22 protein-coding genes and 2 tRNA genes are annotated in these 22,734 nt (G+C 70.7%); 19 read left to right on the plus strand and 5 right to left on the minus strand.

Annotated elements, in window-relative coordinates; all coding sequences use genetic code 11:
• The first annotated feature begins 203 nt into the window (after nt 1–203).
• The 3 genes from BLS99_RS17205 to pcrA all read left to right on the plus strand — a co-directional run bounded on the left by BLS99_RS17205 (nt 204) and on the right by pcrA (nt 4,170).
• Complete coding sequence (locus BLS99_RS17205) at nt 204–1,307, plus strand: Cys-Gln thioester bond-forming surface protein (RefSeq protein WP_091052428.1); 1,104 nt, start codon at nt 204–206, stop codon at nt 1,305–1,307.
• A 237-nt stretch (nt 1,308–1,544) separates the two neighbouring features.
• Complete coding sequence (locus BLS99_RS17210) at nt 1,545–1,880, plus strand: chorismate mutase (protein ID WP_091052430.1); 336 nt, start codon at nt 1,545–1,547, stop codon at nt 1,878–1,880.
• 64 nt (nt 1,881–1,944) lie between these two features.
• A complete protein-coding gene (gene pcrA, locus BLS99_RS17215) occupies nt 1,945–4,170 on the plus strand; it encodes a DNA helicase PcrA (protein WP_091052433.1) in 2,226 nt (741 codons plus the stop codon).
• 8 nt (nt 4,171–4,178) lie between these two features.
• On the opposite strand, the gene BLS99_RS17220 is transcribed toward pcrA, so the two are convergent.
• Nucleotides 4,179–6,110, minus strand: coding sequence for a biliverdin-producing heme oxygenase (locus tag BLS99_RS17220; protein ID WP_091052436.1), 1,932 nt, complete (start codon nt 6,108–6,110; stop codon nt 4,179–4,181).
• A 275-nt stretch (nt 6,111–6,385) separates the two neighbouring features.
• On the opposite strand from BLS99_RS17220, the gene BLS99_RS17225 reads away from it, so the two are divergent.
• From BLS99_RS17225 to BLS99_RS17255, 7 genes are all read left to right on the plus strand, one after another.
• Nucleotides 6,386–6,700 carry a hypothetical protein gene (locus BLS99_RS17225; RefSeq protein ID WP_091052438.1) on the plus strand — a complete coding sequence of 105 codons (315 nt, stop codon included), beginning with the start codon at nt 6,386–6,388 and terminating at the stop codon, nt 6,698–6,700.
• A gap of 29 nt (nt 6,701–6,729) precedes the next feature.
• Complete coding sequence (locus BLS99_RS17230; RefSeq protein WP_176953403.1) at nt 6,730–9,255, plus strand: EAL domain-containing protein; 2,526 nt, start codon at nt 6,730–6,732, stop codon at nt 9,253–9,255.
• Nucleotides 9,256–9,352: 97 nt separating this feature from the next.
• A tRNA-Thr gene (locus tag BLS99_RS17235) sits at nt 9,353–9,425 on the plus strand.
• Between the two features lie 75 nt (nt 9,426–9,500).
• Nucleotides 9,501–9,572, plus strand: a tRNA-Met gene (locus BLS99_RS17240).
• A 100-nt stretch (nt 9,573–9,672) separates the two neighbouring features.
• Nucleotides 9,673–9,843: a 50S ribosomal protein L33 gene (rpmG, locus tag BLS99_RS17245; protein ID WP_091052442.1), complete on the plus strand. Its 171-nt coding sequence runs from the start codon at nt 9,673–9,675 to the stop codon at nt 9,841–9,843.
• 68 nt (nt 9,844–9,911) lie between these two features.
• Complete coding sequence (locus BLS99_RS17250; protein ID WP_176953404.1) at nt 9,912–10,280, plus strand: FAS1-like dehydratase domain-containing protein; 369 nt, start codon at nt 9,912–9,914, stop codon at nt 10,278–10,280.
• Nucleotides 10,277–10,687 carry a MaoC/PaaZ C-terminal domain-containing protein gene (locus tag BLS99_RS17255; protein WP_091052447.1) on the plus strand — a complete coding sequence of 137 codons (411 nt, stop codon included), beginning with the start codon at nt 10,277–10,279 and terminating at the stop codon, nt 10,685–10,687. Before BLS99_RS17250 ends, BLS99_RS17255 begins: the two co-directional genes overlap by 4 nt.
• On the opposite strand, the gene BLS99_RS17260 is transcribed toward BLS99_RS17255, so the two are convergent.
• On the minus strand, nt 10,623–11,570 hold the full coding sequence (locus tag BLS99_RS17260) for a 3-hydroxyacyl-CoA dehydrogenase family protein (RefSeq protein ID WP_091052450.1): 948 nt from the start codon (nt 11,568–11,570) through the stop codon (nt 10,623–10,625). The two genes, BLS99_RS17255 and BLS99_RS17260, sit on opposite strands and share 65 nt — an antisense overlap.
• 25 nt (nt 11,571–11,595) lie before the next feature.
• Here BLS99_RS17260 and BLS99_RS17265 point away from each other — a divergent pair, with 25 nt between their 5' ends.
• The 9 genes from BLS99_RS17265 (at nt 11,596) to BLS99_RS17305 (ending at nt 20,797) form a co-directional block, all read left to right on the plus strand.
• Entirely contained in the window at nt 11,596–12,177 is a 582-nt protein-coding gene (locus BLS99_RS17265; protein ID WP_091052752.1) for a cob(I)yrinic acid a,c-diamide adenosyltransferase, read from the plus strand.
• 160 nt (nt 12,178–12,337) lie between these two features.
• Complete coding sequence (locus BLS99_RS17270) at nt 12,338–13,342, plus strand: ABC transporter substrate-binding protein (RefSeq protein ID WP_091052453.1); 1,005 nt, start codon at nt 12,338–12,340, stop codon at nt 13,340–13,342.
• 74 nt (nt 13,343–13,416) lie between these two features.
• Nucleotides 13,417–14,937: a sugar ABC transporter ATP-binding protein gene (locus BLS99_RS17275; protein ID WP_091052456.1), complete on the plus strand. Its 1,521-nt coding sequence runs from the start codon at nt 13,417–13,419 to the stop codon at nt 14,935–14,937.
• On the plus strand, nt 14,934–15,983 hold the full coding sequence (locus BLS99_RS17280; RefSeq protein WP_091052458.1) for an ABC transporter permease: 1,050 nt from the start codon (nt 14,934–14,936) through the stop codon (nt 15,981–15,983). Before BLS99_RS17275 ends, BLS99_RS17280 begins: the two co-directional genes overlap by 4 nt.
• The gene (locus BLS99_RS17285) at nt 15,980–17,005 is read left to right on the plus strand and encodes an ABC transporter permease subunit (RefSeq protein WP_091052460.1); all 1,026 of its coding nucleotides are present in this window, start codon (nt 15,980–15,982) and stop codon (nt 17,003–17,005) included. Before BLS99_RS17280 ends, BLS99_RS17285 begins: the two co-directional genes overlap by 4 nt.
• 130 nt (nt 17,006–17,135) lie before the next feature.
• Nucleotides 17,136–18,059, plus strand: a complete 924-nt coding sequence (locus tag BLS99_RS17290; protein ID WP_218126556.1) for an ABC transporter ATP-binding protein — start codon at nt 17,136–17,138, stop codon at nt 18,057–18,059.
• On the plus strand, nt 18,056–18,910 hold the full coding sequence (locus BLS99_RS17295; RefSeq protein WP_091052465.1) for an ABC transporter permease: 855 nt from the start codon (nt 18,056–18,058) through the stop codon (nt 18,908–18,910). The genes BLS99_RS17290 and BLS99_RS17295 overlap by 4 nt, the downstream gene beginning before the upstream one ends.
• Nucleotides 18,911–18,950: 40 nt before the next feature.
• Nucleotides 18,951–19,145: a helix-turn-helix domain-containing protein gene (locus BLS99_RS17300; protein ID WP_091052754.1), complete on the plus strand. Its 195-nt coding sequence runs from the start codon at nt 18,951–18,953 to the stop codon at nt 19,143–19,145.
• A 152-nt stretch (nt 19,146–19,297) separates the two neighbouring features.
• Nucleotides 19,298–20,797: an alkaline phosphatase D family protein gene (locus tag BLS99_RS17305; RefSeq protein ID WP_245712287.1), complete on the plus strand. Its 1,500-nt coding sequence runs from the start codon at nt 19,298–19,300 to the stop codon at nt 20,795–20,797.
• 40 nt (nt 20,798–20,837) lie between these two features.
• On the opposite strand, the gene BLS99_RS17310 is transcribed toward BLS99_RS17305, so the two are convergent.
• The 3 genes from BLS99_RS17310 to BLS99_RS17320 form a co-directional block, all read right to left on the minus strand.
• The gene (locus BLS99_RS17310) at nt 20,838–21,275 is read right to left on the minus strand and encodes a DUF2550 domain-containing protein (protein ID WP_091052470.1); all 438 of its coding nucleotides are present in this window, start codon (nt 21,273–21,275) and stop codon (nt 20,838–20,840) included.
• Between the two features lie 2 nt (nt 21,276–21,277).
• Nucleotides 21,278–21,559: a F0F1 ATP synthase subunit epsilon gene (locus BLS99_RS17315; RefSeq protein WP_091052472.1), complete on the minus strand. Its 282-nt coding sequence runs from the start codon at nt 21,557–21,559 to the stop codon at nt 21,278–21,280.
• A 165-nt stretch (nt 21,560–21,724) separates the two neighbouring features.
• Nucleotides 21,725–22,402: a Crp/Fnr family transcriptional regulator gene (locus BLS99_RS17320; RefSeq protein WP_091052475.1), complete on the minus strand. Its 678-nt coding sequence runs from the start codon at nt 22,400–22,402 to the stop codon at nt 21,725–21,727.
• Between the last annotated feature and the right edge of the window lie 332 nt (nt 22,403–22,734).

Here is a 22,734-nt window from a genome sequence, read left to right on the forward strand (position 1 = left end):
CACCGCCTCCATCGCACCGTACGAGTCGATACCGAATCGTTATAGTGGCGCGCCTCTCGCAGGTCGCGCCGCTTTCGTTGCCCCGCAACCGGTCCCCAGTTCACGGATGCGGAGCCGCCTCGTGCAACCTGCGGGCGGCCGCTAACGTGTCGGAGGAAGATTCAACGCGTCAATCCCTCGGAAAAGCAAAGGGACTTCAACGAATGATGAGCAAAGCCCTGAAAGGGACGGTCGCCGCTGCGGCGGGCGTCATGCTCGGACTCAGCGGCGTCGCCGCGGCCCAAGCGCAGGACGAGGAACCCACCCCGTCGGGTGCCTCCGGGACCGTCGTGCAGGAGCCGGGCATCCGCCTCAACGGCGACACCCAGGACCCGACGGCCGTCATGCTCGGCCTCGACCTCGGTGACGGCGAGACCCGCACGGTCTACTGCATCCAGATCACGGTCGGCCTCGAAGAGAGCCTGATCCACGAGGAGCGCCCCTGGGAGGACATCCCGGTCGAGGACCTCCCGCTCGTGCTCGGCGTCCTCCTGAACGGCTACAACGGCACCAACGCCGCCGAGCTCCTCGACGCCGCGGGCGTCGGGGGCGAGACGATCGACCCGTTCACCGCCGAGCAGGTCGCCTACGCCGGCACCCAGGCCGCCATCTGGGAGCTCACCGACGGCTGGGCCATCACCCAGAGCGACCCGACCGAAGGCGAAGACGGCGTCGACACCGCGGTCCTCGCGGTCCACGACTACCTGATCGCCAACTCCGAGCCGGTCGAGGAGCCCGACTTCGAGCCCTACTTCGAGGTCGACGACGCCGACGCGGTCACCGACGGCGCCAAGGTCGGCCCGTTCACCGTCGCCACGAACTTCGACTCGCTCACCTTCGCCCAGCCCGAAGGCGCCACCGTCGTCGACGAGAACGGCGACGCGGTCGACTCCTTCACCGACGGCCAGACCTTCTACGTCGAGTTCGACGAGGCGGCCACCGGCAGCGTGAAGCTCGTGACCGACACGATCACCTGGACCACCCCGGCCGGCCGCACCTTCGTGCCGGTCGACGCCGAGGGCGCCGACGTCGAGGGCCAGCGCCTCATCCTCGCCGAGGAGCACACCTCCGACTACGCCGCCGAGCTCGAGTTCGAGATCGTCGTCGAAGAGGTCCCCTCGGAGTCGCCCAAGCCGCAGCTGCCCGTCACCGGCTCCAGCCTGACCTACGTCGCCTCCATCGGCGGCGCGGTCCTGGTCGCCGGCGTCGTCGCGATGGTGCTCATGCGCCGCCGCGCCGCCCGCGCCGACTGGGGCTCGGACGCCTAGACACCAGGCGAGCCCCGCTGATTCTCGGCTCGCAAGCGTCGCCGAGCGTGCGACGACGGCCACACGCCCGCTGGTTCCACCGGCGGGCGTGTGGCATACTTGCGGCGTGACTCAGAGCGCGCGATTTTACTTCTACGGCCGGACCCGTCCGCGCCGTAGGTCGTCGCGCTGAACACAGACCTGCAGGCCCCGGGCGGAACAACCGCCCGGGGCCTTTTTTCACGCCTGGGCAGATCCATGGCTCGCAAGCGTCGCCAAGAGCGGCCGACCGCCCGGACCGGAACCGAAACCGCTCGCAAGGAGACCCTGATGACCACCAAGACCGAAGTGACCACCGACGAGCTCGACGCCCTGCGCAGCGAGATCAACGGCCTCGACGACGAGCTGATCCGCATCTGGCAGCGCCGCGCGGCCGTCTCCAAGCGCATCGGCGAGATCCGCATGGCCAACGGCGGCACCCGCCTGGTCCTGGACCGCGAGCGGGCGATCCTGGAGAAGTACCGCGCCGCCCTCGGCGAGGACGGCGTCCAGATCGCGATGCTGGTGCTGCGGGCGGGCCGCGGACCCCTCTAGACCGCTCGGAAGAGTGACCGCCGCGCCGTGGAGTGTCGTACCCGGCGCGGCATAATTGACGGCGATGAACGACCTTCTGACCGGCCTCAACGAACCGCAGCGCCAAGCCGTCGAGCACGCCGGATCGCCGCTGCTCATCGTGGCGGGAGCGGGCTCGGGCAAGACCCGCGTCCTCACCCACCGCATCGCGTACCTCCTGGGCGAGCGCGGCGCGCATCCCGGCGAGATCCTCGCGATCACCTTCACGAACAAGGCCGCCGCGGAGATGCGCGAGCGCGTTGACGAGCTCATCGGCCCGCGCTCGCGGGCCATGTGGGTCCTCACGTTCCACTCCGCGTGCCTGCGCATCCTGCGCCGCGAGGCCCACCGGCTCGGCTGGAAGCCGTCCTTCACGATCTACGACACCGACGACGCCCGCCGGCTGCTCACCCAGATCGTCAAGGACCTCGGCCTCGACTCCAAGAAGCACTCCCCGCGCTGGCTCGCCGCCGAGATCTCCCGGCTCAAGAACGAGCTCATCGGCCCCGACCAGGCCGCCTCGGCCGCCGACGACGCCCGCGCCAAGCTCGTCGCCGAGGTGTACGCGCAGTACGACGAGCGCCTGCGCCTGGCCCAGGCCGTCGACTTCGACGACATCATCGGGTCCACGGTGCACCTGTTCCGGGCGTTCCCGGAGGTCGCCAGGTCCTACCGGCTGCGGTTCCGCCACGTCATGGTCGACGAGTACCAGGACACCAACCACGCCCAGTACACGCTCGTGCGCGAGCTGGTCGGCACCGGCGACGACCGGTCCGAGCTGTGCGTGGTCGGCGACGCCGACCAGTCGATCTACGCGTTCCGCGGCGCCACGATCCGCAACATCATCGAGTTCGAGCGGGACTTCCCCGACGCCAAGACGATCCTGCTGGAGCAGAACTACCGCTCCACGCAGACGATCCTCGACGCCGCCAACGGGGTCATCCGCAACAACACCGAGCGCGGGCGCGAGAAGCGGCTGTGGAGCGACGAGGGCCCCGGCTCCTCGATCCTCGGGCACACCGGGGACAACGAGCACGACGAGGCCGCGTGGGTCGCCGGCCGCATCGACGAGCTGGTCGACGCCGGCGACACGAGCTTCGGCGACACCGCGATCTTCTACCGCACCAACGCGCAGTCGCGCGCGTTCGAAGAGGTCTTCGTGCGCCGCGGCATCCCGTACAAGGTCGTCGGCGGGGTCCGGTTCTACGAGCGCAAGGAGGTCCGCGACATGCTCGCGTACCTCAAGCTCACCGCGAACCCCGACGACACGGTCTCGGCGATGCGGGTGGTGAACACGCCCAAGCGCGGCGTCGGCGACCGCGCCGTGGCCGAGGTCGAGGCGCTCGCGGCCCGGCTGAAGGTGTCGTTCCCCGAGGCGCTGCACCGCGCCGACGAGGCCGCCGGGATCTCCGGCCGGGCCCGGCCCGGGATCCGGCGGTTCTGCGAGATCATCGACACCGCCACCGAACTCGCGCGGACCGCGCCGCCCGAGGAGGTCCTCGACAAGCTCATCACCGACACCGGGTACCTCGACGGGCTGGAGCAGTCCAAGGACCCGCAGGACGAGGGCCGCATCGAGAACCTCCAGGAGCTCGTGGCGGTCGCGCACGAGTTCACCGAGCAGGTCGTGCGCGGCACCGTCGACGAGGACGAGGCGGACCTGACCGCGGACGTGCCCTCGTTCCTGGAGCACGTCGCGCTCGTCTCCGACGCCGACTCGATCCCCGACCCCGAGTCCCAGGAGGGTGGGGTCGTCACCCTCATGACCCTCCACACCGCGAAGGGCCTGGAGTTCGACACCGTGTTCCTCACCGGTCTCGACGACGGGCTGTTCCCGCACGAGCGGTCCATGAGCAAGCCGGGGGACCTGGAGGAGGAGCGGCGGCTCGCGTACGTGGGGCTGACCCGCGCGCGCAAGCACCTGCACCTGACGCGGGCCGGGACGCGGAACATCTTCGGGCAGCCGGAGTACTACGCCGCCAGCCGGTTCCTCGCCGAGATCCCCGGGGACCTCATCGAGTGGACGGAGTCGGCGCCGCCGCCGCGGGTGGTCAAGTCGAAGGCGCCCTCGTTCGGCCAGCCGATCGTCATGCGCGCCTCCGGCGACGTCCCCATGCTCGACGTGGGGGACCGGGTCACGCACGACAAGTACGGGCTCGGACGGGTCGTGGAGCTCAAGGGCTCGGGCCCGCGGGCCCAGGCGCGCATCGACTTCGGCGACGGCGAGCCCAAATGGGTGATCCTGCGCCTGGCGCCGGTGACGAAGCTCTAGCGGCGGTCCTAGCGCAGGTCCAGGCCGGCGCCGGACAGGTAGTCCAGGGGCTCGACCGGCCGCCCGTCCACGTGCACTTCGAAGTGGACGTGGGAGCCGAACGAGAAACCGGTGTTCCCGGCGTCGGCGATGTGGGTGCCCGAGTCGACCCAGTCGCCCGGGCTCACGCTCACGGCCGAGTTGTGGGCGTAGTAGGTCTCGACGCCGTCGCCGTGGTCGATGATGACGAGGTTCCCGAACCCCGACTCCCAGCCCGCGTGCTTCACGGTGCCCGGGTAGGCGGCGTAGACGGGGTCGCCGGTCTCGGCGTCGAAGTCGACCCCGTTGTGGTTGCGGCCCCAGCGCTGCCCGAACAGCGACGTGATGGTGATCTCGTCGAGCATGGGCTTCCACTTGATCTGGGCGTCCTGGCCCGTCACCGGCGTGGTGCGTTCGGGGGGCGCGGCCGCGTCGGCGGCGGCGGCGGCCGGGGACGCGGCGGCGCCCTCGTCCGCGGCGTCGGCGCCGGGCGCGGTGCCCTCGGGGACGCTCGCCTCGGCGGCGAGGGCGGCGATGTCGTCCACCGCCCGCGACGGCGCGGGCTCGTCGCCCGACGGCATACCGGCCGCGGTCGCCATCGCGACGACCGAGGCACCGGCGACGGCCGAGCCGACGACGGCGGTGTAGCGGCGCTGGGTCCCCGCCAGGAGCGGGGAGAGTTCTGCGGCCCACGAGGCGCGGTGCTGGCCCCTCGTGCGGTGCGGCCGGGCGGCGTGACGCCTCATGGAAGCGGCGGCTACCGGTCCGGTGTCGGACAACGCATCCTCCGGGTCGAGGTCTGACTCATCGGACGGGGCGGCGGGCCGCGGACTGGCGCGGGCTCCGGGGGGCCGTCCGTGAGCTTGGCAACCGGCCCACGGTAGCGCCGCGGACGCCGGGCGGGGGAGATTCGTCACCGCCCGGCGTGTCGCGACAATCAGGACATTGCGGAACGGTAAGGGTCGGGCCCCCAGCAGTTCCCTCGACTCGGTGAAGATCCGCACGATCTCGGGGCGGACCTCGGCGCGCTCGGTGAGCGGCCGGGCCCACTCGATCCGGACCGGGACCTCCTCGCCGCCGACGGCCGCCGCGAAGTCGGCGCCCTCGCCGTCGAAGCCGGTCATGCGGGCGCCGCTCGCCTCGCGCCGGCCGCCCGTGCCGCGGCAGATGACGAGCGTGTCGTCGGCGTGGTCGTGGTTCATGTGGTGGCAGATCGCGGCGATCACCTTGGGGTCGAACGGGTTCCGGTCGAGGTTCGCGCCCAGTTCGGCGAGGACCGCGCCGTTGTGGTCGTAGGCGAGGAGGATCTCCGCCACCAGGGCGTCCTTGGCGTCCTCGTCCAGGTCCACTGCGTCCAGGCGCGCGCGGTACTCGTCCTTGAACGCCTTGGGGCTCTCGATCCCGGTGAAGACGTAGAAGGAGGCGCCCTCGTTCTCGAAGCCGTACGCGCGGCGGGCGGCCTTGCCGAACGCCTGGCCGCCGGAGAGGTCGCCGAGGTAGCGGGTGTAGGCGTGGGCGATGTAGCCGCCCGGGGTCGCGGACGCCTCCGTGACGCGGTCCACATAGGCGCGGGTGGATTCGAGCGGTGCGATCCCCGAGCGCCACTTGGGCCCCATGAGGAACTCCAGATCGGATTCGAGGGAGGCGAGGCGCGCGAGTTCGGCGAAGACGAAGGGCCCGGCGACCGGGTCGGCGGCCAGCCGGTCGCCCGCGGACTCGATCGCCGCGTAGACGAAGTACTGCTGCGCGTGCCAGCGGGTGTAATCCCCGGCGGAGAGGGAACCCTCGAAGAGGCGGTCGAACAGTCCCGGCCCGCGGTCGCCCTCCGATGCGGAAGCGGGGTCGAGCCCCTGGTGGCGCGCCCACGATGCCTCGCGGATCCGGGCCGAGAACGACATCGCGGAGGCGGTGTCAGCAGACATGGGCGTCATTCCTTAGCGGGAGGTGATCGTCTTCGAGAGTAAGGCTAGCCTAACCTATAGTCGCCTACCGTGTCATGGACTGCGAACGACGGACCCGTCAGCGAGGCCGGTTCGGTCATCGGAGACAATGGCCACCGGCCCTACTCACACGTAGGGCTGAACCAGAAAGAGCACGAGAATCACGGTCGCAAGCCTTCCCTAGTGCGATCCGACTGTGGCACCATGGGCTCACTGGTCCCCTTGACTGAACGTACCCACCACTCACGGGAGGCCCTGTGAAACCGGCCAGACTTTTCAAGAAGATCGGCGCTGCCGTCGCCGCTGGCCTGATTGCCCTCGGCCTGATCGCCGGCACCGCGTACGCCGCGTCCGAAGGCGGCGGGTCGGGCGAGATCAGCGCGAACGAAGGCGGCGGCTCCGGCGAGATCAGCACCGCCGGCCCCACCGGCGAGTCCGGCGGCGGCTCGGGCGAGATCAGCGACGACGAGACCGACGGCGGATCCGGTGAGATCAGCGACGTCCTCGCCGCCGGCGGCGGCTCCGGTGAGCTGAGCTTCACCGCGCTCCGCGGCTCCGGCGAACTCAGCTAGCCGCGGAGGGCGGTCGCGCTGGCATGCCGATGACGGGGGAGCGACGCGAGGCGTTCGACCGCGTCATGGCCCGGGTCACCACCGGCGTCGTGATGGGGACCGGCGTCCTCGGCCTCGTCCTGTTCGGCCCGCCCGAGACCTACCCGGTGACGCAGCTCGTGCTGTTCGTCGCCGCGTTCTTCCTGTGCCAGGGCCTGCTGGTCCAGCACCACGCCCGCGGCGTGGGGATCTCGTTCAACCTGACCGACATCCCGATGGTCATCGCCCTGTTCTACCTCCCGCCGTTCTGGGTGGTGGCCACCAAGTTCCTCGCCGCGGGCCTGTTCTTCGGGCGCCGCTACATCCGCGAGGACATCGGGCTGCTCAAGCCCACGTTCAACACCGGCATCACCACGGCGGGGACGGCCGTCGCCGCGCTGTACGTCCAGTACATGCACCTCGGCGCGGCCTCCTCGCCGCGGACCTGGCTCATCCTCGTCTCCGCGATCGTCCTCATGGGCGTGGTCACGACGGTGTTCATGTCCGCCATGCTGTACTTCCTGTCCGGATGGGCGGCGGTGGTCAAGGCGTGGAGCGGGTTCCTGCTCACCATGGTCGGCCCGGTCCTGGCCGCGTGCGTGGGCGTGGTCTTCCTGGTGCTCCTGGACGCGACCGTGTGGTCGGGGGTCCTCATCGGGCTCATCGTGGTCGCGTTCGTGTACCTCGCGCGCAGCTACATGGCGCTGCGGCGCCAGCGGCAGGTCCTGCGCGAACTCAACGACTTCACCCAGCTCGTGGTCGACTCCGTCAGCTCCAAGCGGCTCATCGACGCCATGCTCGGGCGCCTGCGGGACATCCTGTCGGCCGAGTCGGCGACCGTGTGGGTCCCCGCCTCCGGGCGGTACTCGCAGATCCGGCTCACCTCCGCGGTGGACGACGCCGGGCTCACCGACCTCGACCCGATCCCCGACAACCTCCAGCGCCAGGTCATGGAGTCGGGCACCGGGGTCCTGCTGAGCCCCAAGCACGGCGGCGCCGAACGGTTCGCCGAACTCGAGGCGGCCGGACTGCGCGGCGCGATGCTCGTGCCGCTGCGCTCGGGCGAGGAGGTCTACGGGTGCCTCTCGGTGGCCGACCGCATCGGCGGCGAGCTCTCGCACTTCCTGCCGATCGACCTCCAGCTGCTGGAGACGATCGCGGCCTCCGTGGGCATCGCCGTCCAGAACGAGCGGCTGCTCGACCAGCTCCGCTATGACGCGTACCACGACCCGCTCACGGGCCTGCCGAGCCGGCGCCGGTCGCTCCAGGCGCTCCAGGAGGCCCTGTCGATCACGGTCCCAGGCGAGGTCGTGGCCGTGTTCATGTTCGATGTGGACTCGCTCCACGAGATCAACGACGCGCTCGGGCACGAGGCGGGCGACACCGCCCTGCGCGAGGTCGCGCGGCGGATCAAGGAGCAGGCCCCGGCCGCCTCGTTCATCGGGCGGATCGACTCCGACGAGTTCATCCTCCAGACGCGCCTGGCGTCCACCGAGGCCGCCGTCGAGACCGCGCGGCGGCTGCGGGCGGGCATCCAGGGGCCGTTCGAGGTCGGCGGGGTCTCGGTCAACTTGTCGGCGGCCGTGGGCGTGGTCACGCACCCGGACTTCGCGGCCGACGCCGACGAGCTGCTCAAGCGCGTCGACGGCGCCACCCGGCAGGCGAAGACCGCCGCCGACGGCGTCCAGCTCTACCACGCCGGGCTCGAGTCCGAGAGCCTGCGGCGCATCGGCCTCGCCGCCGACCTGCGCCGGGCCCTGGACCGGGGCCGGCTCGAAGTGCACTTCCAGCCGAAGGTCCGGCTCGACCGGGACTTCGACGCGGGCGGGGCCGTCATCGGCGCCGAAGCGCTCGTGCGGTGGCCGCACCCGACGTACGGGACCGTCGCCCCCGAGGAGTTCATCCCGATCGCCGCCTCCACCGGGCAGCTCGGGCAGCTCACCGAGACCGTCCTCGACGAGGCGCTGCGGCGCTCGGCCGAGTGGGCGGGGGACGACGGGCCGCTGCCGATGTCGGTGAACCTGTCGCCGCGCACGCTCGCCGACGCCGGGTTCCCCGACCGGGTCGCGGCGCTGCTGGAGGAGCACGGGGTGCCCCCGGAGCGGCTGACGTTCGAGATCACCGAGGACGACGTGGTCTCCGGTGAGCCGCGCCTCACCCCGGCCCTCGACCGGCTCCACGAGATGGGCGTGCGGCTCTCGGTCGACGACTTCGGCGCCGGGTACTCCTCGCTCGCGTACCTGCGGCGGCTGCCGGTCCAGGAGATCAAGATCGACCTGCGGTTCGTCCAGGGCATGGCGACCGACGACGACGACAAGGCGATCGTGGAGGCCGTCCTGGGCCTCGCGAAGCACTTCGCGATCGACGTGGTCGCCGAGGGCATCGAGTCGCACCAGACCGTCGAGCAGCTCCGGGAGCTGCACTGCGCGGCCGGCCAGGGGTACTACTTCTCGCGCCCGCTGCCGCCCGACCGCTTCGCGGCGTGGCTCGACGGGCAGGGCTGGACCCGCGGCCAGGCCCGCCTGCGGGTGGTCTGAGGGCCCCCTGTGGCCCGCACCGCAACGCGGGCCCCGGTTCGGCGAGTCCGGCCCGGTCATGTACTCTTGTCAAGGCCGCGAGGGAAGCCTCGCGAACGCCCCCTTAGCTCAGTCGGCAGAGCGTCTCCATGGTAAGGAGAAGGTCTACGGTTCGATTCCGTAAGGGGGCTCGGAGACACCTCGCCGCGCGAGCGGAGAGATGTCGGACTGCTCACCCAGAGCCAATCTGGCGGCAGTGAGCACACGGCGGTGTAGCTCAGTGGTAGAGCAAACGACTCATAATCGTTGTGTCGGCAGTTCGATCCTGCCCATCGCTACTTTGGAAATCGGCGACCACTGCGTTACGCTGGTCGCCGTTTTTGTTTTCGCAAGAAGGTCGAACCCGCTTCCCGGCGGGTTCCGTAGAGGAAGGCACTCATCGTGGCCAAGGCTACTGACGTCCGCCCCAAGATCACCATGGCGTGCGTGGAGTGCAAGGAGCGCAACTACATCACGAAGAAGAACCGGCGGAACAACCCCGACCGGCTCGAGCTCAAGAAGTACTGCCCGCGCTGCAAGACCTCGCAGGTCCACAAAGAGACCCGCTAGTCTTCCCCGCCCCCTGGTACATGCTCAACGCTTCGTATGCAGGCCGGTCCTTGCCGACCACCCCGCCCGTGGCGATCACCGCTGAGTCGGTGACCCGCTTCTCCCAGGCCCTCGGGCTGCCGGACACGGGGGCGGTTCCGCCTACCTACCTGATCTCGCTGACGCTGCCCGCGGCGGACCGGCTCATCGACGACCCCGACTTCGGGCTCGACTGGAGCCGCGTCCTGCACCGCGAGCAGCGTTTCGCGTACCACCGGGACCTGCGGGCCGGCGACGAGGTGACGTGCGCCGTCACCGTCGAGTCGATCAAGACCGTCGCCGGGAACGACCTCCTGTCGCTGCGCACCGCCGTCGAGGACGGCGAGGGCGTGGCGGCCGAGGTGTGGACGACGCTGTTCGTCGCGGCACCGGCCCAGGAGCCGGGGGAGGCGGCGTGAACGGCCTCGAAGTCGGGGCCGTCGTCTTCACGGCCTCCTACCCCGTCGAGCGGGCGGACCTCCAGCGGTACGCCGACGCCTCCGGGGACCGCAACCCGATCCACCTCGACGAGGCCGCGGCCAAGGCCGCCGGGCTCCCGGACGTGATCGCCCACGGCATGTACACGATGGGCCTGGTCTCGCGCGCGGTCCTCGAATGGGTCGCCGACGCCGGGATCGACGCCCGCCTCGCCGACTTCACCGCCCGCTTCGCCAAGCCCGTGGTCGTGCCCGAGGGCGGGACCGCCGTCGAGGTCGAGGGCAGGGTTCGCAAGTCGGAGGACGGCTCCGTGGAGCTGGCGATCACCGCGACCAGCGCCGGCGAGCGGGTGCTGGCACCCGCCCGCGCGACACTCGTCTCGCCGTAGCCGCACCACCGGCTGTCCACAGGCCTGTGGATAACCCTTCGTAGTCGAAGAACCCCTTGCCGCTCTTGCGGCCGATCTCGCCCGCGGCGACCAGGCGGCGCAGCAGCGCCGGCGGGAAGAACTGCGGGTCCGCGGTGTCCTCGTAGATGTTCTCGGTCGCGTGCGCGATGACGTCGATCCCGGTGAGGTCGGCGGTCGCCAGCGGCCCCATCGGGTGGCCGAAGCCGAGCCGGCAGGCCGTGTCGAGGTCCTCGGCCGAGATGACGCCGTTCTCCACCAGCCGGGCCGCCTCGTTGACGAGGGCGCAGATGAGGCGGGTGGTCGCGAAGCCCGCGACGTCCCGGTTGACGACCACGCAGGTCTTGCCCGCGGCCTCGGCGAAGGCGCGGGCCTTCGCCAGGGCCTCGTCGCTGGTGTGGATGCCGCGCACGAGCTCGCACAGCCGCATCATCGGCACCGGCGAGAAGAAGTGGGTGCCGACCACGCGCTCGGGGTGGGTGGCGGCCGCGGCGATCTCCGTGATCGGGATGGCCGAGGTGTTCGTGGCGAGGACGGTCTCCGGGGCGACGATCGTCGAGAGCGTCCGGAAGACCTCCTGCTTGACCGGGAGGCGCTCGAAGACGGCCTCGACGGCGATCTCGGCGCCCGCGGCGGCCTTGAGGTCGGTGGCGACCGCGATGCGGGCGAGGGCCGCGTCGGCGGCCTCCGCGGTGGTCTTCTCCTTGGCGACGAAGCGGTCGAGGGAGGAGCGGATCGCCGCCAGCGCCCGGTCGAGCGCCCCCTCGTCCGTGTCGATCAGTGTGACGTCGGCACCGCTGAGGCTTGTGACCTGTGCGATCCCCGAACCCATGAGTCCCGAACCGATTACCGCGACTTGTGTCATGTGGGGAGGCTATATGGTCGGGGGTATGGCGGTCAATCTCACCAGGATCTACACCAAGACGGGCGACGACGGCACGACCGGTCTCGCCGATTTCACCCGCGTCCCGAAGACCCATGTGCGGCTCGCGGCGTACGGGGACGTGGACGAGGCCAACGCGGTGATCGGGACGGCGCTCGCGCTCCACGCGGGGGAGATCGGCGAGCGGGAGGCCGAGATCCTGCTGGCGGTCCAGAACGACATGTTCGACGTCGGGGCGGACCTGTCGACGCCGGTGGCGCCGGACCCGAAGTACCCGCCGCTGCGGATCGACGAGTCCTATGTGGTGCGTCTGGAGGGCTGGATCGACGAGTGCAACGCCGATCTGGAGAGCCTGCGCTCGTTCATCCTGCGGGGCGGGACGCCGGGGGCGGCGCTGCTGCACCAGGCGTGCACGGTGGTGCGGCGGGCCGAGCGCTCGGTGTGGGCGCTGCTGGAGTCCGAACCGGACGTGACGCACGCGGTGCCGGTGACGTACCTGAACCGGCTGTCGGACCTGTTGTTCGTATTGGCGCGCAAGGCGAATCCGGGCGGGGACGTGCTGTGGGCGCCGGGGGCGTCGCGGGAGTGACCGACCGCCCGCTCGCGGCGTGTTGTGAAATCGTTACGGCGCGAGGGCAGTCGGCGCGCTTGACGGGAGCGATCACACGGGTGAGGATATGAGCGGTAACATGCATATTCGCAAATATCGAGAACCCTTGTAATCCCACCTCTCGAAAGGCGACACCCCCGTGCTCAAGACCCCTGCGTTCAAGCAAGTCCTCGCCGGCATCGGCGCCGGCGCGCTCCTCTTCGGCCTCACCGCCTGCGGCGGGGGTGACGACTCGGGCGACGGCGGCGGCGACGGCCTCGTGGTCGGCTTCGCCCAGGTCGGCGCCGAATCGGCTTGGCGCACCGCCAACTCCGCCTCCGTCCAGTCCGCCGCCGAGGCGGACGAGCGCATCGCCGAGCTGAAGTTCGTCGACGCGCAGCAGGACCAGGAAAAGCAGATCGAGGCGGTCCGCAACTTCATCACGCAGCAGGTCGACGTCATCGTGCTGGCGCCGGTGGTCGAGACCGGCTGGACCGACGTCCTCCAGGAGGCCGCGGACGCCGGCATCCCCGTGGTCCTGGCCGACCGCGGCATCGAGGCCGCCGACGAGGACCTGTACGTGACGCGCCTGGGCTCGGACTTCACCGAGGAGGGCCGCAAGGCCGGGACGTGGGCGGCCGAGACGTTCGCCGCCGACACCGACGGCACCCGCATCCTGGAGCTCCAGGGCACCACCGGCTCGGCGCCCGCGAACGACCGCAAGGCCGGGTTCTTCGAGGTGCTCGACGCCGAGGGCCTGGACTACGAGATCGTCGACTCCCAGTCCGGCAACTTCACCGCCGAAGAGGGCAAGGCGGTCATGGAGACCTTCATCACGACCCACGGGCTGGAGGGCGTCGACCTGCTGTACGCCCACAACGACGAGATGGGCCTGGGCGCGATCCAGGCGATCGAGGAGGCCGGGTTCACCCCCGGCACCGACATCCAGATCATCATCGTCGACGGCTCCAAGGCCGGCTTCCAGGCGGGCGTCGACGGCAAGCTCAACTACATCGTCGAGTGCAACCCGGTCTTCGGCGAGCAGCTGATGGACGTCGTGGTCCAGGTCGCCGACGGCGAGACCGTCGAGAAGTTCACCCCGGTCGAGGAGGGCGCGTTCGACGCGACCCAGTTCGAGGCCGAGCTCCCCAACCGCCAGTTCTAGCCCCAGCAGACGACGCCGCCGCCCGGGCCGCGAGGCCCGGGCGGCGGCTCCGCTTCCCATGAAGGACGGGTCCCATGCCCGATGCCGCCCCGGTCCGCATGACCGGCATCGTGAAGGACTTCACCGGCGTCCGCGCCCTCGACGGCGTCGACCTCGCCCTCAGACCCGGCGAGATCCACGCCGTGATGGGGGAGAACGGCGCCGGGAAGTCCACCTTGATCAAAGTGCTCACCGGCGTCCACGGCCACGACGCGGGGGAGATCCTGCTCGACGGCGAGCCGGTCCGCTTCTCCGGCCCCAAGGCGGCCCAGGCCGCCGGGATCTCCACGGTCTACCAGGAGGTGAACCTCACCGAGAACCTGTCGGTGGCCGAGAACCTGCTCGCCGGGCGCGAACCGCGCCTCGGGCCGTTCATCAACTTCCGGGCCATGCGCCGCCGCGCGACCGAGCTCCTGGACGGGATCGGCGTGGACCTCAACGTCGCCGCGCCCCTGGGGGCGTACTCGATCGCCGTGCAGCAGCTCGTCGCCATCGCCAGGGCCGTCGACATCGAGGCGAAGGTCCTCATCCTCGACGAGCCGACCTCCTCGCTCGACCGCGACGAGGTGGAGGTGCTCCTCGGGGTCATGCGCCGCCTCGCCGCCGACGGCACCGCGCTCGTGTTCATCTCCCACTTCCTCGACCAGGTCTACGCGGTCGCCGACCGGATGACCGTGCTGCGCAACGGCGCGCTCGTCGGCGAGTGGGCCACCGCGGACCTCCCGCAGAACGCGCTCATCGGCCACATGCTCGGCCGCGAGGCCGCGGCCCTGGAGCAGATCGAGCGGACCGCCGCCGCCCACCACGTGGCCGACGGCGAACCGCTGGTCGAAGCGGTCGGCCTGGGCCGCAAGGGGTCCATCGCCCCCTACGACCTCACGGTCCGGCGCGGCGAGGTCGTGGGGCTGGCCGGGCTGCTCGGGTCCGGGCGCACCGAGACCGCGCGGCTCATCGCCGGCGCCGACCGGGCCGACTCCGGGAGCCTGCGCTTCGCGGGCAGGAGGGTCGGCGGGCACAACCCGCGGACCGCCGCCGCCCGCGGCATCGCGTTCTGCCCCGAGAACCGCAAGACCGAAGGGCTCGTGGGGGACCTGACGGTGGCCGAGAACATGATCCTCGCGATGCAGGCGTCCCGCGGCTGGGCCAGGTCCGTCCCGCCGGCCCGCCGGGACAAGCTCGTGGCGGCGTTCATCGACAAGCTCGGCATCCGCCCCGCCGACCCCGACATGCCCGTGCGGAACCTCTCCGGCGGCAACCAGCAGAAGGTGCTCCTGGCGCGCTGGATGCTCGTCGAACCGAAACTGCTCATCCTCGACGAGCCCACGCGCGGCATCGACGTCGGCGCCAAGGCCGACATCCAGCGGCTCGTCGCCGAGCTCTCCGCCGACGGGATGGCCGTCCTGTTCGTCTCCGCCGAACTCGACGAGGTCACCCGCCTCTCCGACCGGATCGCGGTCCTGCGCGACCGGGAACTCATCGCCGTACTCGAAGCCGAGGCCGACTTGACCAGCGAGCACATCGTCGACACCATCGTCGCGGGAGGCCGGGAGCCGTGAACGCCTACGCCAAGCGCCTGCTGTGGCCGGTCCTGATCCTGCTGGCGCTCATAGCCGTCAACATCGTCGCCACCGGCGTCGACTTCATCGTCCCCAGCGTCAACGACGACGGGCGCCTCGGCGGCGCCTTCGTCAACATCCTGCGCCGCTCCGCGCCCCTGCTGCTCATCGCGCTCGGGATGACGCTCGTCATCGCCACCAAGGGCATCGACCTGTCCGTGGGCGCGGTCTACGCCATCGGCGCGGCCATCGCCTGCCAGACGATCATCGACGCGCCCGACCAGACCGCGGGCGGCCTCGTGCTCGCCGCGGTCGCGCTCGCCCTCGCCGCCACCGCCGCCATCGGCGCCTGGAACGGGGTCATGGTGGCGCACTTCGGCATCCAGCCGATCGTCGCCACGCTCGTCCTCATGATCGCCGGACGCGGCATCGCCCAGCTCGTCACCGGCGGGCAGATCCCGAAGGTCCAGGACGCCAGCCCGTTCACCGAACTGGGCAGGGGCGCGTTCCTGACGGTCCCGATCCCCATCTGGATCGCCGCCCTCGTACTCACCGCGCTCGCGCTGCTCACCCGCCGGACCGCGCTCGGGATGCTGCTCGAATCCGTCGGCGGCAACCCCGAGGCCAGCCGCCTCGCCGGCATCCGGTCCCGGGGCATCACCGTCCTGGTGTACCTCGTGTGCGGGCTCTGCGCGGGCCTCGCCGGGCTCATCGGCGCGGCCAACCTCGGCAGCGCCGACGCCAACAACGGCGGCCTGTGGATCGAGCTCGACGCGATCCTCGCCGTCGTCATCGGCGGCACCGCGCTCCTCGGCGGCCGGTTCTTCCTGCTGGGCACCGCGATCGGCGTGGTCATCATCGGGACCCTGGAGGACACCATCATCAACGTCGGCCTCTCCAGCCAGTGGCAGTTCACCGCGAAGGCCGTCGTGGTCTTCGCCGTGGCGCTGCTCCAGAGCCCCGAGTTCCGCGGCTGGGTGCTGCGACCGCTCCGGCGCCGGCCCGAGGCGCCGGCGCCCGCCCAGGCCGAGGAGGCCGCGTCATGACCGCCCCGACCCTGACCGCGCGGCCCACGCGCTCCAAGCTGTTCGACGGCCTCACCAGGTACGTCCCCATCGGGGCCACGATCGGGCTGCTCGCCGCCCTGTACCTCGGCGGCGTCGCGAACTACCCGAACTTCGACAACCCGCAGGTCGTCGCCAAGCTGTTCATCGACAACGCCCCGCTCCTGGTCGTCGCCGTCGGCATGACCTTCGTGATCCTCTCGGGCGGCATCGACCTGTCCGTGGGGTCGGTGATGGCGTTCGCGACCATGGCGTGCGCGTGGCTCACCGTCGACGCGGGCGTCGCCGCGCCCCTCGCGACGGTCCTCGTGCTCGCCTTCGGCACCGCGTGGGGGCTGCTCGTCGGCGCCGTCATCCACTACTTCCACGTGCAGCCGTTCATCGCGACCCTGGTGGGGCTGTTCCTGTTCCGGGGCCTGACGCTCCAGATCTCCGCGACCGACGTGTCGATGCGCGAGATCGGTTTCTTCCAGTGGGGCATGACCCACGTCGACTTCGGGGAGGTCCGCGACGGCGGCTTCTGGCTCCCGTACCTGTCGTTCGTCGCCTTCGCGGTCGTCGCCGTCGCCTTCGTGGTGCTGCACTACACGCGCTTCGGGCGCGGCGTGTACGCCGTCGGCGGCTCGGAGACCTCCGCGCTCCTCATGGGCCTGCCGGTGGCGCGCACCAAGATCGGCGTGTACGCGATCAGCGGGTGCTGCGCGGCCCTCGCGGGCGTGCTCGCCGCGTTCGCGACCAAGAGCGCCAACCCGCTCGCGAACGTCGGCACCGAGCTCGACGCCATCGCCGCCGTCGTCATCGGCGGGACCCTCCTCACCGGCGGGGCCGGGTTCGTCCTCGGCACCGTCGCCGGCGTCATGGTCTGGGGGATGCTCAACACCCTCATCGCCTTCCAGGGGAACCTGTCCTCGTGGTGGGCGCGGATCGTCATGGGGGCCCTGCTCCTGGCGTTCATCCTGCTCCAGCGGGTCCTCGCCCGCTCCGGCGAGAAGCGCCGGACCTAGATCCCCTTCCGCAGCAGGGGCCGTCCACCGCGCGGTGGACGGCCCCTCGACTTGTACGGGTTGCCGGAGGTCTCCGACGAGATGTAGTATGAGTGCTACATACGAGAGAAACACTACGACGGAGATGACCATGGGACACCCCCCGGTTCACGACGGGCCCACGATCGCCGTGTCCGACCTGCGGATGCGCTACGGCGACAAGGACGTGCTCAAGGGCCTCGACCTCACCGTGCAGCCCGGCGGCGTCACCGCCCTCCTCGGGCCCAACGGCGCCGGCAAGACCACCACCATCGAGATCCTCGAAGGCTTCCGCGGCCGCTCCGGCGGCGACGTGCAGGTCCTCGGCGTCGACCCCGCCGCCGGCGGCGAGGCGTGGCGCGCCAAACTCGGCGTCGTCCTCCAGGAATGGCGCGACAACGGCAAGTGGAAGGTGCGCGACGCCGTCACCCACTTCGCCGACTACTACCGGCCCTACGCCGACCCCTACGGCCCCGACGAACTCCTCGAACTCGTCGGCCTCGCCGAGCAGGCCGGCCAGCGCATCCGCACCCTCTCCGGCGGCCAGCGCCGCCGCCTCGACGTCGCCCTCGGCATCATCGGCAAGCCCGAACTGCTGTTCCTCGACGAGCCGACCACCGGGTTCGACCCCCACGCGCGGCGCGAGTTCCACGAGCTCATCCACCGCCTCACCGACCTCGACGGCACCACGATCCTGCTCACCACCCACGACCTCGACGAGGCCGAGAAGCTCGCCGAGCGGATCCTCATCCTCGCCGGCGGCCGCATCATCGCCGACGGCTCGCCCGACCAGCTCGCCCGCGCCGCCTCCACCACCGCCGAGGTCAAGTGGGTCCAGGACGGCGCCCTCCAGATCCACCCCACCGACGACGCCACCGACTTCGTCCGCAAGCTCCTGGCGACCGACGACGGCGCGGTCACCGAACTCGAGATCCACCGCGCCAGCCTCGAGGACGCCTACCTCGAACTCGTCGCCCGCTTCGAGGCCGGCGACGCGGACACCGCGGTCGACACCTTTCAGGAGGCCACCCGATGAGCGGCAGCACCACCCTCCACGAGTACCGCACCGGCTGGAAGCGGGCCGTCATCGAGACCAAGGTCTCGCTCACCAGCATCGGCGACCTCATGGGCTTCATCATGCCCACCGCCATCGCCATCGTCGTCCTGCTGTTCATGCAGCGCGCGGACTTCGAAGGCGCCCCGGTCTCCCTGGGCTCCATGAACATGCCGAGCCTCATCGGCATGAACGTGGTCTTCGGCGGGATCATCGGCATGGTCGGCGCCCTCGCCATGGACCGCACCAACGGCACGCTCCTGCGCGCCAAGTCGATGCCCGGCGGCATGACCGGCTACCTGGTCGGGCACCTCGTGTCGACCGCGATGTTCATCAGCGTCACCGCGATCGCGCTGCTCGCGGTGGGCCTCCCGCTGTTCGACGGGCTGGAGTTCGGGACCCCCGACCGGTGGATGGTCTTCATCGCCGTGCTCGCCATGGGGATCGTCGCGACCCTGCCGATCGGCGCGGTCCTCGGGGCGCTGCTCGACAACCCCAAGAACATGGGCCTGGTGATGTTCCCGATCATGGGCATGGTCGCGATCTCGGGGATCTTCTACCCGATCACCGCGCTCCCCGGTTGGCTCCAGGGGATCGGCCAGGTCTTCCCGATGTACTGGATGGGCCTGGGGATGCGGCACGCGCTGCTCCCGGACTCCATGGCCGCCGTCGAGATCGGCGGCGAGTGGCGGACCCTGACGATGTTCGCGGTGCTCGCGCTGTGGGCGGTGGTCTCGATGGCCCTGGCGCCCAGGCTGCTGCGGCGGATGTCGCGGCGCGAGTCGGGCTCGGCCGTGGCCGCGCGCCGCGCCGACATGCAGCGGGACTGGTGATCGAGCCGTGGCCGGGGACGAGGTCTACAACCGGATCGCGATGCTGCGCGCGGAGCGGGGCGTCTCGCGCCGCCAGCTCGCGGAGGCCCTCGGCGTGCACTACCAGACCGTGGGCTACCTCGAACGCGGCGAGTACAGCCCCAGCCTGTACCTGGCGCTGAAGCTCGCCGAGTACTTCGAGGTGCCTTTGGAAGTCGTCTTCTCCACCAAGCCCTTCCCGCGCCTCGGCGCTTGACGGAAGGGCCTCCCGCCCCGCGCTCCGGAACACCCCGGCCTCGGCCGTCCGGAGCGCGGGGCCTTCTGTTCACGTTCGGGCCACTCCGGTGCCACCGGCGTCTGCGAGCGTGAGGGGCGACCGCCGACACCCCGCTCGCATTGGAGGCCACCGTGCCCATCGACCGAAGGAAACTGCTCGCCGCCGGAGCCGGAGGCGCCGTCCTCCTCGGCACCCCCGGCATCTCGTTCGCGGCCTCGCGCCCGCAGCTCACCCACGGCGTCCAGTCCGGCGACGTCACCGAGCGCGGCGCGGTCCTGTGGACCCGCGCCGACCGCGGCTCGCGGATGCGCGTGGAGCTCGCGACCCGCCCGGACTTCAAGCACGCCCGCGAGATCAAGGGCCCCTCGCTCACGTCCGCGAGCGACTACACCGGGAAGCTGCGGCTCAGCGGGCTCACCCCCGGGAAGACCTACCACTACCGGGTCCGCGCCGAGGGCGAGCGCAGGTCCGAGGCCCTGGAGGGCTCGTTCACGACCGCCGCGGACGAGTGCCGCGACGTGGTGTTCCAGTGGTCGGGCGACCTCGCCGGGCAGGGCTGGGGAATCAACCCCGAGTTCGGCGGGTACCGGATCTTCCAGGCCATGGCCGACGCCGAACCGGACTTCTTCCTGTGCTCGGGCGACTTCGTGTACGCCGACGGGCCGCTGGTCGAGACCGTCGCACTCCCGGACGGGACCACCTGGCGCAACACCGTCGTGGAGGAGAAGGCGAAGGTCGCCGAGACCCTGGCGGAGTACCGGGGCCAGTTCAAGTACAACCTGCTCGACGACAACCTGCGCGCGTACCTGGCGCGGGTGCCGATGGTGAACCAGTGGGACGACCACGAGGTCACCAACAACTGGTACCCCGGCGAGATCCTGGACCTGCCGCAGTACACCGAGAAGGACGTCGACGTGCTGGCCGCGCGGGCCCGGCAGGCGTTCGCCGAGTACACGCCCGGCGGGTTCGACGCCGCGGGCCGGATCTACCGCAAGGTCGGGTACGGGCCGCTGCTCGACCTGTTCGTGCTCGACATGCGGACCTACAAGAGCGCCAACCCGGACGCCGACGGCGCCACCGGGCAGGTCCTCGGCGCGCAGCAGCTCGCGTGGCTCAAGCGCGAGCTGCGCCGCTCCAAGGCGACCTGGAAGGCCATCGCGGCGGACCTGCCGATCGGGCTCCTCGTCGGCGACGGCGCGGGCGCGTGGGAGGGCATCGCCGAGGGGACCGGCGGCGCGCCGATGGGCCGCGAGACCGAGATCGCCGACCTCCTGTCGTACTGCAAGCGCGAGGAGGTGCGGAACATGGTGTGGCTGACCGCGGACGTGCACTACACGGCCGCGCACCACTACAGCCCCGACCGGGCGGTGTTCCAGGACTTCGACCCGTTCTGGGAGTTCGTGTCGGGGCCCTTGAACGCGGGGGCGTTCGGGCCCAACCAGCTCGACGCGACGTTCGGCCCGGAGGCGGTCTTCGTCGAGGCCCCGCCGGCCGCGAACACCTCGCCGGCCACGGGCTACCAGTTCTTCGGCGAGGTGCGCATCGACGCCGAGACCGAGGTGCTCACGGTGGCGCTCAAGGACATCGACGGCGAAGCGCGGTTCACGCAGTCGGTCGAACCGGTGGCGTAGACGGAGGCGCCCGCCCCGGGGGACCGGGGCGGGCGCCGCGTCAGTCGCTCTTGCTGTAGAACGCGGCCCCGGGCGGGGCGGCCTCGAGCCAGCTTAGGAACCCGGTGACGGCCGAGGTCGTCATCGCGAGCTCGACCTCGCCGGCGGCGTTCATGCAGCGGAGGATCGCCACCTCCGGGGGGAAGATCTGCGCCTCCGGGCCGACCGGCACGCGGCGGTCGGCGATCTGGAGGTCGTGGCGCGAGAGCGCGTAGCGCGGCCCGAACGCCAGGGAGAACATGCGGTACCAGCGGAGCGTGCCCCGCTCGTAGACCGCGAATCCGGGGGCCCAGCCGCGGCCTGCCATGTGCTTGGAGAGGCGGGCGGCCATGGCGACCGAGCCCGAGCGGGAGAAGAACGAGCGCCGGACGTAGGTCAGCACCAGGAACACCGCGACGGCCGCCGCCAGTGCGGCGACGATCAGCAGTGCCTTCAGCATGGCTATGCCGAAGCGGGGGCGACCGCTTCGGCGGTCTCGGCGAGGATGGTCACGCCCTCGGTGGTGACCGACAGGAAGCCGCCTTCGATCTTCCAGGCGAGTTCGCCGCCCTCGGCCGGCTGGACGCGGACCGTGCTGTCGATGCGCAGCTCGCCCAGGAGCGGCTGGTGGCCGGGCAGGACGCCCAGTTCGCCTTCCGTGGTGCGGGCGTAGACGGCCTTGGCCGCTCCGGACCACACCTTCGAGTCGACTGCCACGACCTCGACGTTCAGTTGCCCTGCCACAACGCTCCTTCAGTCAGACTCCGGGATGGTTACCGGAAGTCTAAACGGCGGGACCTGCGGGCGTCCATTCGCCCAAGGGCGCTACCGGAGGTGATGAGGGGCACTACCTGGCGAACGACGAAGGCCCCCGGCGATGCCGAGGGCCCCGAAGTTCGTCCGGAAGCGTTACACGCGCGCGCGGCGGGCGAGGCGCTCCGGGTCCATGATGATGACGCTCTTGCCGTCCAGGCGCAGCCAGCCGCGCCCGGCGAAGTCGGCGAGGGCCTTGTTCACGGTCTCGCGGGAGGCGCCGACGAGCTGGGCCAGCTCCTCCTGGGTGAGGTCGTGGGTGACGCGCAGGACGCCGCCGTCGCGGGTGCCGAAGCGGCTCGCCATGTGCAGCAGGGCCTTGGCCACGCGGCCGGGCACGTCGGTGAAGATGAGGTCCGCCATGGAGTCGTTGGTGCGACGCAGCCGGCGTGCTATCACCCTGAGCAGCTGCTCGGCGATCTCGGGGCGGTTCGCGAGCCACGGCCGCAGCGCGGTCTTGGACAGGCGGGCCATGCGAGTGTCGGTGAGAGCGGTGGCGGTGGCGGTGCGGGGTCCGGGGTCGAAGAGCGCGAGCTCGCCGACCATGTCGGACGGGCCCATGACCGCGATCAGGTTCTGGCGGCCGTCGGCGGAGCGGCGCCCGAGCTTCACCTTCCCGGACATGACGATGTACAGACTGTCGCCCGGCTCGTTCTCGGTGAAGACGGTCTGGCCCTTGTTGATGTCGACGTACTCCATCTCTTTGATGAGCGACTCGACAGCTTCAGGGTCGACCCCCTTGAAGAGGGCGGCTCTCGCCAATACGTCTTCCATGTCCGTTCGCACCTTTCTTCAACGCACCGCTAGTGCAAGTACTGAGTCTATGCCTCTTGTCCGCATTGCGGGAGCGAGACCCCCGTAAATCCACATGCGCACCGTGCCGCCGGAATCGACATTCGTATCCGAATGAATGCCTTCCGTCCGTTCCGAGCGTCACCGCGTGAGACTCGCCTCGCCGTCTCAGCTGCGCAAACTTATGGCTCGCAAGCTTCGCCAAGGGGTGGTTTCCTTCCGGTGAACGGAATGCGTCGACGGCGACCGATACAGCCTACCCGCATTGTGACCTCAGGCCCAACATCAGGCAAGGACGAGATTCCCCAAGATCG

Origin of the sequence: Glycomyces sambucus, assembly GCF_900102815.1 — a bacterium.
Classification (GTDB): domain Bacteria; phylum Actinomycetota; class Actinomycetes; order Mycobacteriales; family Micromonosporaceae; genus Glycomyces; species Glycomyces sambucus.

Bases quoted from the DNA above. Each gene is read 5' to 3' on its own strand.
- BLS99_RS17205 (WP_091052428.1), top strand. From the start codon at position 204: ATGATGAGCAAAGCCCTGAAAGGGACGGTCGCCGCTGCGGCGGGCGTC.
- BLS99_RS17295 (WP_091052465.1), top strand. From the start codon at position 18,056: ATGAGCGGCAGCACCACCCTCCACGAGTACCGCACCGGCTGGAAGCGG.
- BLS99_RS17285 (WP_091052460.1), top strand. From the start codon at position 15,980: ATGACCGCCCCGACCCTGACCGCGCGGCCCACGCGCTCCAAGCTGTTC.
- BLS99_RS17300 (WP_091052754.1), top strand. From the start codon at position 18,951: ATGCTGCGCGCGGAGCGGGGCGTCTCGCGCCGCCAGCTCGCGGAGGCC.
- BLS99_RS17260 (WP_091052450.1), bottom strand. From the start codon at position 11,570: ATGACACAAGTCGCGGTAATCGGTTCGGGACTCATGGGTTCGGGGATC.
- BLS99_RS17230 (WP_176953403.1), top strand. From the start codon at position 6,730: ATGACGGGGGAGCGACGCGAGGCGTTCGACCGCGTCATGGCCCGGGTC.
- pcrA (WP_091052433.1), top strand. From the start codon at position 1,945: ATGAACGACCTTCTGACCGGCCTCAACGAACCGCAGCGCCAAGCCGTC.
- BLS99_RS17220 (WP_091052436.1), bottom strand. From the start codon at position 6,110: ATGTCTGCTGACACCGCCTCCGCGATGTCGTTCTCGGCCCGGATCCGC.
- BLS99_RS17310 (WP_091052470.1), bottom strand. From the start codon at position 21,275: ATGCTGAAGGCACTGCTGATCGTCGCCGCACTGGCGGCGGCCGTCGCG.
- BLS99_RS17210 (WP_091052430.1), top strand. From the start codon at position 1,545: ATGGCTCGCAAGCGTCGCCAAGAGCGGCCGACCGCCCGGACCGGAACC.
- BLS99_RS17265 (WP_091052752.1), top strand. From the start codon at position 11,596: ATGGCGGTCAATCTCACCAGGATCTACACCAAGACGGGCGACGACGGC.
- BLS99_RS17290 (WP_218126556.1), top strand. From the start codon at position 17,136: ATGGGACACCCCCCGGTTCACGACGGGCCCACGATCGCCGTGTCCGAC.
- BLS99_RS17275 (WP_091052456.1), top strand. From the start codon at position 13,417: ATGCCCGATGCCGCCCCGGTCCGCATGACCGGCATCGTGAAGGACTTC.
- BLS99_RS17320 (WP_091052475.1), bottom strand. From the start codon at position 22,402: ATGGAAGACGTATTGGCGAGAGCCGCCCTCTTCAAGGGGGTCGACCCT.